We start from the raw sequence: 10,129 nt of genomic DNA, 5'->3' as shown, positions 1-10,129 counted from the left end.
GCTCGGTGCGGTGCCGGGCCGGGCGGCGCTGCGGCCGCTTGAGCGGCGCGACCTCGTCGTTGCCCTGCTCCGGCTCGACCGGGTTCGGCACGAGCTCCGGCTTCGGCGGGGTGATCGGCTGCTCCGGCTCGGACTCGGCGAGCGGGGCGAGCAGGTCGGTGCGCACCAGCACGATGGCCCGGGTGCCGCCGTACGCGGACTCGCGCAGGTGCACCTGGATGCCGTGCCGCGCGGCCAGCCGCGCGACCACGAACAGGCCCAGGCGCGGCTCGTCCGACAGCGCCATGATCCCGAAGTCCGGCGGGTCGGCCAGCATCCCGTTGATCTCTTCGGTCTGGTCCGGCTCGAGCCCGAGGCCCTGGTCTTCGACCTCGATCACGACGCCCTTGCCGACCACGTTGCCGCGGATCTCGACCCGCGACTGCGGCGGCGAGAACGACGTCGCGTTGTCGATCAGCTCGGCGAGCAGGTGCACGAGGTCGCCGACGACCGGGCCGCGGATGGCGATCTGCGGCAGCGCCGCCGTCTTGACGCGGGCGAAGTCCTCGGTCTCGGCGGACGCGCCGCGGACCAGCTCGGCCAGCCCGACGGGGTTGCGCCACTGCCGGCCCGGCTGCCCGCCGCCGAGGATGATCAGGTTCTCGGCGTTGCGGCGGGCGCGGGTGGAGAGGTGGTCGAGCTGGAACAGGGTGTCCAGCTGCTCCGGGTCCTCCTGCTTGCGTTCGGCCTGGTCGAGCACCTTCAGCTGGCGGTGCACGATGACCTGGCTGCGGTGGGCGATGTTGAGGAACACCGTCTTGGTGCCCTCCTTGATCTTCGCCTCGTCGATGGCGGCCGCGATGGCGGTCTGCTGCGCCTTGTTGAACGCGTCGGCGACCTGGCCGATCTCGTCGGTGCCGTGGTCGAGGAAGTGCCCGCCCTCTTCGAGGTCGACCGGCTCGCCGGCCTGGACCCGGGCGACCAGCTCGGGCAACCGGACTTCGGCGGCGTCGAGGGTGTCCTCGCGCAGCCGGTGCAGCCGGCCGATGAGCCGGTTGGACAGCCGGACGGCGACGAACACCACGAAGACCGCGAACAGAACGGCGATCACACCGGCGATCAGCGACTCGGTGAACGTCGAGTCGGCGTCCTCGATGGCGGCCTGGCTCGCGTTCGAACTCTGCGCGACGAAGATGCCCATCAGCGCGTCGCCGACCTGGCGGGCGGCGGTGCGCCACTGGTCCTGCGCCACCGGCAGCTTCGTCAGGTCACCGCGCAGGAAAGCGGTTTCCACCTGGGTCACCGTCTGCCACGGCTGGCTGGCCAGCAGCTGGTCGTACTTGGCCTTGACCTCGGGGATCATCTTCGGCGCCGAGGCGTCGAGCTGAGCGTGGTAGGCACCGACCTGGCCGACGTAGGCGCGGAAGTCGTCGTTCGTCAGCCCGCCCGCGGCGAGCCCGGCGGCGGCGAGCGCGTCACTGCGCTGCATCGCGTCGGCCGCGGTGAACAGCGGGATGGCGGTCAGCCGGTCGAACGCGTTCTGCGCGCCGCGGGCCTTCTGCGCCAGCCCGGCCACCCCGTCGGTGAACTGGTCGAGCATCTTGTTGTAGAAGGCGAAGGCCTGGCTGATCTGGATCTGGCCGCTGTCGACCGCCTGGCGCGTCTGCGGCAGCTGCTGGAAGACCCCGAAGAACGTGGCGATGTTCTTCTGGACGCTCGGCGGGGTGTCGTTGTAGTCCGCGAAGTTGTCCCGGAGGTTCTCGATCTCCTTCGCGGCGGTCGAGTCGACCTTCGGGCGGACGGCCGCGAGCACGGCCCGCTGGTTGCCCTGGCCGGCGAGGAGGCTCAGCGTCGCCTGGCGCTCCTGCTGGAGCGCGGCGAAGAACGGGATCGCCGGGGCTTCCGAATTCCGGATGCGCGTGGTGTAGTCGCGTGCGGTGACCGCGTCGTAGATGAGGTAGCCCGCGAGGGCCACGCCGACCAGCAGCAAGGCCACACTGGGGATGAGCGCGATCGTGAGCACGCGCTTCCGAATCGAGGATCCCCGGTTGCGTCGAAGAGAAATCTGCTTCACCTGGGTCCGTTTTCCTTCCGGCAGTACATGGTTTCGGGTCGCCCGAGGCGGTCAACACCCGGATTCCGACCAGCCGGATCAACATCACCGTGGTCTGCTTCGCCCGCGACGACGGTATGCAGCCGCTCAGGGCGCGTCAAGTCCGTGGCGAGAACGTGATCTTGGCACGGTGACCCGTCCACACTTGCTGCCTGCGCTTGGAAAGTCCACCACCGAAAGTCGTGACGTTCATCCCAGGTCGACTTCCGTTTCACCGCAGGGATGCACGCTGGTACCGGTTGCGGTCCGCGCGCCGGACCCGGCCGGGCTCGCTACGTACGAAACCGGCGGATGGTTCGGTGAGAAAGGTCACGGAGCCGGGTAGCCGGCCGCCGACCACCACTTCGTCCGGGCCGGATGGCTTCCGCAAAGCGGAAATGCGCGGCGTTCACGAAGGCTGCCACGGAATCCCCGGACAGCGCGGCGGAATTTCCGCCATTCCGCATCCGCGCTCGCGCGAACACGCCCCGTGGCGCCGGTACCGGTTCCGCGTGCCGTCAGCCCGGGAACTCGTCGGCGAGGGTGTTCCAGAAGAGCAGTTCGTAACTCTGGAACAGCCGCGCGTAACGACGCGCCTCGGCCTTGTCGAGCCGGTGCGCGTCGAGGCCGGCCTGGACGGCCGCGAGCGCTTGTTCTTCGATTTCGGGGACGTCCGCAGCGAAGAAGTCGAAGAACGCGCACTCGGTGTCGGTGAAGCCGTAGTGCGCGCGCATCGCGGCGGCGACGTCCCGGCAGTACCGGCCGAAGGCGGCGAAGTTCGCGAAGATCCCGGCCACGGCGGCCGCCGATTCGCCGTTCAGCGCGAGCCACGCGACGTACGCCGGGTACGCCTGGCAGCCCGCGCGCGGCAGTTCCTTCCCGTGGTCCGGACCAGTCGCCGCCAGCAACGGGTCCAGCATCGCGTTCGCCTGCTGCTCCCCCGGCGCGAGACCGCCGAAGAACGCGCGCGCGTTCGGTTCGTCGGCGCGGGCGGCGAGCGCGTGGAAGCTCCGCCAATCGCTCAGGGTGATCAACTTTTCCTCCGCGGCGAGCGCGGCGAACACCGCGCGCGGCGCGCGCCCCGAGGCGATCAGCGGGACGAGCCGGTTGTCGCCGTCGCGCGGCGCGAGTTCGGCTTGGATCTTGTCGAGCAGTTCACGAGCGGACCGCGTCATGGCTTCCCCCTGGAGTCCGTGGTCCCTCCATTGAAGCGCGGTTCGCGCCCGGCCGCCCGTGTACACAGTGGACGGTCGTGGGCGCCTGACCGGGATGTCCGGTTCGGCGGCGACGGTTGACGTGGCCGCGATTCTCTATCCACCTCGGCCGGGAGCCCCTACAGTGTGGCCATCCGGAGCACCGAGGAGGCCAGCGTTGACCACCCCGTCCGTCGCCGAGCAGACCGAAGGCCAGACGATCCCGCGGTTGTTGCACCGCAACGCGGCCGAATACCCGGACCTGCCGGCGATCACCTCGCTCGACATCGAAGGCCGGCCGACGCTGAGCTGGCTGGAATTCCGCACCGCGATCGCGGAGGTTTCGCGCGGGCTGGCCGGGCTCGGCCTCGCCGCCGGCGACCGCATGCTGATCATGGCGCCCGGCTGCCCCGACCACATCATCGCCGACCTCGCCGCGACGCACCTGTCCGCGATCCCGTGCACCGCCTACGCCACGCTCAGCCCGGACCAGATCCGGTTCGTCGCGCGGCACAGCGCGGCGCCGGTCGTCGTGCTCGGCGGCGAGACCGAGCTGGCGCGCTGGCGCCCGGTGCTCGACGACCTCCCCGCGTTGCGCCGCATCGTCGTGATGGACGAAAGCGCGATCCCGGAAGGCGACGGCCGGTTCGTCTCGCTCGCCGATCTCCGGACGTGGGGCCGGGAAGCGCTCGCCGCCGACCCGGAGGCGTTCGAGCGGTCGTGGCAGGACATCAAGCCGGACGACCCGCTGTCGATGATCTACACCTCGGGCACCACCGGCGACCCGAAGGGCGTCGTGCTGTCGCACCGCAACGCGATCCACCAGGCGTACGCGGTCACCGAGCTGCACCACCCGCCGATGCACGCGACCAACATCGCGTACCTGCCGCTCGCGCACATCGCCGAGCGCGAGCTGTCGGTCTACCTGCCGATCGTGTGGGCCGGCCACGTGCACACGCTCGCCGACCCGACCGCGGTCGCCGGCGCGCTCGGCCAGGTGCACCCGCAGAGCTTCTTCGGCGTCCCGCGCGTGTGGGAGAAGATGGTCGCCGGCCTCAAGAACATGCTCGGCAGCGTCCCCGAAGACCGGCGGACGGCGTTGCTGCAGGCGAACGAGCTGCTGCAGCAGGGCTACAAGCTGCGCAGCGCCGGCCAGGAGGTGCCGGCCGAGCTCGCCGAGAAGATCCGGCAGACCGACGAAACCGTGCTGGCGCCGGTGCGCGGCCTGCTCGGGCTCGACAAGCTGCTGGTCGCCTCCAGCGGCGCGGCCGCCCTCCCGGTGGAGATCATCTACTTCCTGGCCGGCCTCGGCGTCGAGATCTGCGAGGTCTGGGGCCTGTCGGAAACGACCGGCGCCGCGACGTCGAACTCGGGCACGGCCTTCCGCGCGGGCTCGGTGGGCAAGCCGCTCGACGGCATCGAGGTGAAGGTCGCCGACGACGGGGAACTGCTGGTCCGCGGCCCGATCGTCTTCCTCGGCTACCTGCAGGAGGACGGGACGATCCAGGACGCGACCGACGCCGACGGCTGGTACGCGACCGGCGACATCGGCACGATCGACGAAGACGGCTTCGTGACGATCACCGACCGCAAGAAGGAACTGATCATCACCTCGAGCGGCAAGAACATCGCGCCGACCCGCATCGAGGGCCTCCTCAAGGAGCACCCGCTGATCGGCCAGGCGGTCGCGATCGGCGACGACCGCCCGTACGTGACGGCTCTGATCGTCCTCGACGACGAAATCGCCCCCGGCTGGGCCGCGGCGAACGGCGTCGAGGCCACCCCGGAGGAGCTGGCCACCCACCCGGCGGTCCGCGCGGAACTGGAGCGGGCGGTCGAGTCGGCGAACAGCAGGCTGGCCCGGATCGAGCAGATCAAGCGCTACCACGTGCTCCCGAAGGCGTGGACGCCCGAATCCGGCGAGCTGACCCCGACGCTCAAGCTCAAGCGCCGGGTCATCAACGACCGCTACGCGACGAACATCGAGGCCCTGTACGCGGCAACCCGCGACCCAGAACCCGCGGCCGGCGCCTGACCGACCCGCCACTTTCGCTGAGAAAGATGCGTCTGAGGGCCCCTCGGACGCATCTTTCCTAGAGAAAGCTCGGCTTTGGAACGCAAAGTGGTCAGGCGGTGCGGGGCGAAGTGTCGGTCCACTTGCGCAACCGCGGCGGCACCCGCTTCTCCAGGCCGTAGTTCTCCAAGTGCGCGGAGAAGACCTCGTCGAACGCCTTCTGCACGGTCTCGGTGTCCCACACCGGCCGCTCCAGGATCGGCTGCTTGAGGAACGGCTGGCCCATGACGTGCAGCTGCGGGCCGTTGCACCGGATCATCTGGCCGGTGATCCCGTGCGAACCCTCGCCGAGCAGGAACAGCACGACCGGGGCGATCCGGGCCGGCGTGCGGTCCGGCGGGCAGGCGCGCAGGGAGCGCTCGGACTTCCACACCATCCGCGTGTGCGCGAGCGGGCAGACGGCGTTGACGCGGATGCCCTGCTCTTCGAGGTCGAGCGCCCACGAGTAGGTCAGCGACGCGACCGCGCCCTTGCTCGCCGCGTACACGCCGAGCTTGCGCTGGCCGAGCGAGGCGCCCGACGAGATGTTGACGATCGAGCCGCCGGTGCCCGCGCCGACCATCGCCTTGATCGCGGCCAGCCCGGTGTTCACCACGCCCATGACGTTGACGGCGACGAGCTCGCGCGCCTGTTCGGCGTCGTCCTCCCAGGGCAGCGCCTCGTAGTTCAGCCCGGCGTTGTTGACCAGCCCGTCGATCCCGCCGAACTCCTTGACGCACAGGTCCACGATCTCCTGCGCCTGCGCCGCGTCGGCCACGCTGTGCCCGCTGGCGACGGCCCGGCCGCCGTGCGCGCGGATGTTCTCCGCGGTCCGCTCGGCCAGTTCGACGTCGATGTCGTTGACGACCACCGCGCCGCCCGCACGGGCGACGTGCACCGCGAACGCCTCGCCGAGGCCCCGGCCGGCGCCGGTCACCACGACCGCCTTGCCCTGCATCAACCCGTCCATCGTCCACTCCCCGCTCTGCGGCGCCGGCGGCGCGCGTCCCGTCCACCCCGGCCGGCTCTGGCTCCAGTCTTGGCCCATCCGGCCCAGCGGGGCAGCGTCCCGACGACGAGCGGCGGCCGCCCTGCGCCGAGCGAATCCGGTTCGATCAGTCCGGAGGTACCCGCGGGCCGGTCACAGTCACCGTCCGGCGCCCTTCCGGGGTGTGACCCCCTGGCCCCTCGACGGGGTGAGTGACGCGCGTTCCGAGGACATCGGGGCGTAGTCGGCGCCATACTGCTAGTGCTTCCGGGAGGTCAACGGTGACTCCGCCGGACGGGGTCGTCACTGGCGAGGCACAATGCGGACGATCCATGTTCACTCGATCGGGGGACGGTGGTTACGAGGTGACGACGCGCGCGACACCGCGGCTGCGGGCCGTCCTGGCCAACCGCGAGTTCCGCGCGCTGTGGTTCGCCGAAACCCAGTCGATGCTCGGCGACCAGCTCACCATCGTCGCCCTGGCCATCCTGATCTTCGACCGGACCGGCTCGCCGCTGCTGTCGGCCGTCGTCTACTCGCTGACGTTCCTACCCGCGCTCGCCGGCGGGCTCGGCCTGTCGCAGCTCGCCGACCGGTTCCCGCGCCGCGCGGTGCTGGCGACCGGCTCGCTCGCCCAGGCCGCGCTGATCGGGCTGATGGCCGTGCCCGGCATGCCGATGGGCTGGCTGTTCGTCCTGTTCGTCTTCGCCCGGCTGGCGAACGCGCCGTGCAACGCGGCGCAGAACGCGCTCGGCCGGGAGATCTTCACCGACGACGACGTCTACCTGCAGAGCCAGGACCTGCGCGGGATCACGAACAACACGGCCATGCTGGCCGGCCTCGCCGCGGGCGGGCTGCTGGTCACCGGCATCGGGACGTCGTGGGCGCTGGCGATCGACGCGCTGACCTTCCTGGTCGCCGCCGTCGCCGTGCGGGTCATGGTGCTGCGGCGCCCGGCCGCGGGGAACGGGAACGCGCCCTGGTTCGGCGCCGTGAGGCAGGTTTTCGGCGACGAACGGCTGCGGGTGCTGCTCTACCTGTCCTGGCTCGTCGGGCTCGCGGTGATCCCGGAGGGCCTCGCCGCGCCGCTCGCGGCGCAGCTGGGCGCCGGCGACCAGGCGGTCGGCTGGCTGCTGGCCGCCGATCCACTGGGTTTCGTGCTCGGGACGTTCCTGCTGTCGCGGTTCGTCTCGACGGAGCACCGCCGCAAGCTGCTGGGTGTGCTGGCCGCGTTGCCGCTGGCCGCGCTGGCGGCGTTCGCGCTGCACCCGAACCTGGTGCTCGCGCTGGTCCTGCTCGCGCTGGCCGGTGCGACCGGCGCGTACGTCATCACGGTGTCGGCCACGTTCATCACGTGGGTGCCCAACGACATCCGGGGCAGTGCGGGCGGGCTGTACCGGACCGGGCTGCGGGTCGCGCAGGGGGTGGGCGTCGGCATCGGCGGGCTGGTCGCCCAGGCCCTCGGTTCCGCGAACGCGACGATCGCGCTCGCCGGTGCGGTGGGATTGCTGCTGGCGGTTCCGGTGGGGTTCGCCTGGCGCCGGGTGGGCGGCGGCGAGCCGGAACACCGGCCATGAGCCGGGGGATCAGAGGTCACGGTTGGCCATCGGAAGCCACCTCTCCGTGCGGTCAAGATCATGAATGGTATTCAGCCGGTCACAGGTCGCGGTTGCGCACGGTTGCCACCTCTCTGGGTAAACGGGGAGGACAATTCGACGACGCGTCAGAGATCGCGGTTGGTCAACGGTGCCACCTCCGTGTGGGGAGCCTGAAGATGCTTTTGGTCCGCGTTCCCGGCAGTTCCACCGAGGACTCGGCAGTTCCGTTGCAGTGGGATGGTACCCGCCAACGGAATGTGTGAACACTCTGGCAGGTACCGATGAGATTACTCAACACCCGAAGTAGGCTGGAAAGGAGGTGACCAATTGCATCCCGGACCAGACGACGCCGCGACGGGCGGCGGCGAACCGGCGGCGGGCGACCGGCCGAGGCCGCCGTCGCCGCCCGAACAGCCGGACCAGGTGACCACGCCCAGTGGTCCACCCGGGACGGTCTGGCGTGACCACCCGTACTCGCCGCGGAACTGGGCGCTCTGGCGGCGCCGGCCGCGCGTCGTCGCGTTCATGCTGGGCAGCGAGGGTCTGGCCATCGCCGTTCTCGCGATTTCGCTCGCCCATTCACAGGCGCTCGTTTCGCGCGACTGGCTGAATTTCGGAATCCTCGCCGCCGGTGCGACGGTGCACATTCAGCTGACCCAGCGCCAGGAGGAAAGGCGCCGGAACCGCAAAAAGACGGTGCTGATCGACCTCACCGCCGTGTGGACGTTTTCCGCGGCGATGATCCTGCCGGTTCCGCTCACCTTGCTCGTCATCGTGGTCGTCCGGCTCCAGCATTGGTTCATCGCCCGCCGCCCGGCCCACAACTTCATTTTCTCGTCGATCACGCACGGTTTCGCGGCCGTGCTGGCGCACCTCACCTACACCGCGATGGGCCCCCATTTCCTGGGCACCGGCTGGGGTGACTTCCTCGCCGAGTTCGGCGCGATCGTGCTCACCGCCGCGATCTACGAGGCGATCCAGATCTTCTACGTCGGCGGGGCACTCGCGCTCGGCATGTCCTCCGAACCGACGCTGCGTAACGTCCTGGGCAGCCCGGCCGACAACATGCTCGAAGCGATCACCGTCGGCCTCGGCGCGGTGACCGCGATTCTGCTCGCCGTCGTCCCGCCGATGGTCGTGGTGATGGCGGTCGCCACCGTGGTCTTCAATCGGCTCGCGGAACTGGACCAGCTGCAGAACGACGTCCGGACCGACCCGAAAACGGGCATTCTCAACATGCGCGGCTGGTCGGAGTCGGCGGAGCGAGCGCTCGAACGGACCGCTCGATCGAGTGATCAGCTGGCACTCCTGATGGTCGATCTCGACCACTTCAAGTGGATTAACGACACCTATGGACATCCGGCGGGTGACGACGTGCTCCGCACCGTTGCGCAAACGCTGGACGAAGTGACGAGACCGAGCGACTTGGTCGGCCGTTTCGGCGGTGAGGAATTCCTCATTCTGCTCCCGGACATCGACGAAGAGGCCACCTGGGACGCGGCCGAGCGGATACGCGTCGCGATTGCCAAGTTGCACATCGTCACCACCGACAAACGCGGCGACCCGGCGACGATCGCGGACCGCACGACCTCGATCGGCGTCGCCCGCCACCCCCGCCACGGCGACACCCTGGACCGCCTCCTCCAATCGGCGGACGCGGCGGTCTACCTGGCCAAGGAGAACGGCCGCGACCAGGTCTGCTTCGCCCCGGACACGCTCACGCCCCCAGCCGCACCGTGAGCTCGAGCTTGACGAGCACGTCCGCGCACGCCCGAGCCGCGGTGGGCGCGAGCCGCAGCAGCTCCCCTCGGTAACCGGCGGACTCGAGCCGCAGCACGCGGGCCCCGGGCGCGGGCCGCGGATGGCACCAGTGCCGCACGACCCCGGTCCCGGCGGCGTCCTTGGCGAGGAGGAGGTACTCGTGGCCGAGGTCGTCGCTCACGCGGCCGAGCCCGTTCCACCAAAGCGCGCGGAGGGTCAGCCCGTCGTCGTCGAGCGCGAGGTCGACGGGCGGATCGGCCTCGATGTCCACCCGGAAGCCGAGCCGGCCGAGGTGGAGTGAGCGAACTTGGAGAACAGCCCCGGCGGCCGCGCCCGGCGTGGGTGCGGCTGGGCCAGACTCGCTCCCGGCACCACCCGCCTCGCCCGGCTCGAACCCGCTCCCCGCGCCACCAATCTCGCCGGGCACCGACCCACCCGGCCCGAACCCGCCGGCCGCAGCATCCC

General features: G+C 70.4%; 6 protein-coding genes and 1 pseudogene. 3 read left to right on the top strand and 4 right to left on the bottom strand.

Annotated features, from left to right (window positions below; genetic code table 11):
* Both G3I65_RS51640 and G3I65_RS51635 read right to left on the bottom strand, forming a co-directional pair.
* Nucleotides 1-2,002, bottom strand: a 2,002-nt coding sequence (locus G3I65_RS51640; RefSeq protein ID WP_160703344.1) for an ATP-binding protein, incomplete at its 3' end; no start/stop codon positions are given.
* Nucleotides 2,003-2,589: 587 nt separating this feature from the next.
* Nucleotides 2,590-3,246, bottom strand: coding sequence for a transcriptional regulator (locus G3I65_RS51635; protein WP_160703342.1), 657 nt, complete (start codon nt 3,244-3,246; stop codon nt 2,590-2,592).
* Nucleotides 3,247-3,442: 196 nt separating this feature from the next.
* Between G3I65_RS51635 and G3I65_RS51630 the strand changes: the two genes are divergently transcribed.
* Entirely contained in the window at nt 3,443-5,299 is a 1,857-nt protein-coding gene (locus tag G3I65_RS51630) for a long-chain fatty acid--CoA ligase (protein WP_160703340.1), read from the top strand.
* 91 nt (nt 5,300-5,390) lie between these two features.
* On the opposite strand, the gene G3I65_RS51625 is transcribed toward G3I65_RS51630, so the two are convergent.
* Entirely contained in the window at nt 5,391-6,287 is an 897-nt protein-coding gene (locus G3I65_RS51625; protein ID WP_160703338.1) for an SDR family NAD(P)-dependent oxidoreductase, read from the bottom strand.
* A 350-nt stretch (nt 6,288-6,637) separates the two neighbouring features.
* Here G3I65_RS51625 and G3I65_RS51620 point away from each other — a divergent pair, with 350 nt between their 5' ends.
* Both G3I65_RS51620 and G3I65_RS51615 read left to right on the top strand, forming a co-directional pair.
* Complete coding sequence (locus G3I65_RS51620) at nt 6,638-7,882, top strand: MFS transporter (RefSeq protein ID WP_160703336.1); 1,245 nt, start codon at nt 6,638-6,640, stop codon at nt 7,880-7,882.
* A gap of 546 nt (nt 7,883-8,428) precedes the next feature.
* Nucleotides 8,429-9,643: a diguanylate cyclase gene (locus G3I65_RS51615; RefSeq protein ID WP_160703334.1), complete on the top strand. Its 1,215-nt coding sequence runs from the start codon at nt 8,429-8,431 to the stop codon at nt 9,641-9,643.
* On the opposite strand, the pseudogene G3I65_RS51610 reads toward G3I65_RS51615, so the two are convergent.
* Nucleotides 9,621-10,129, bottom strand: a pseudogene (locus tag G3I65_RS51610) (hypothetical protein); the annotation flags it as partial. The gene G3I65_RS51615 and the pseudogene G3I65_RS51610 sit on opposite strands and share 23 nt — an antisense overlap.

Source organism: Amycolatopsis sp. SID8362 (assembly GCF_010550475.1).
Taxonomy (GTDB): Bacteria; Actinomycetota; Actinomycetes; order Mycobacteriales; family Pseudonocardiaceae; genus Amycolatopsis; species Amycolatopsis eburnea.
Note: the sequence above shows the minus strand (reverse complement) of the source record. Positions and strands in the feature narration are given on the sequence as shown.

What these genes read in the sequence shown, in the direction of transcription:
- G3I65_RS51635 (WP_160703342.1), bottom strand. Translation starts at nt 3,246, where the DNA reads ATGACGCGGTCCGCTCGTGAACTGCTCGACAAGATCCAAGCCGAACTC.
- G3I65_RS51625 (WP_160703338.1), bottom strand. Translation starts at nt 6,287, where the DNA reads ATGGACGGGTTGATGCAGGGCAAGGCGGTCGTGGTGACCGGCGCCGGC.
- G3I65_RS51620 (WP_160703336.1), top strand. Translation starts at nt 6,638, where the DNA reads ATGTTCACTCGATCGGGGGACGGTGGTTACGAGGTGACGACGCGCGCG.
- G3I65_RS51615 (WP_160703334.1), top strand. Translation starts at nt 8,429, where the DNA reads ATGCTGGGCAGCGAGGGTCTGGCCATCGCCGTTCTCGCGATTTCGCTC.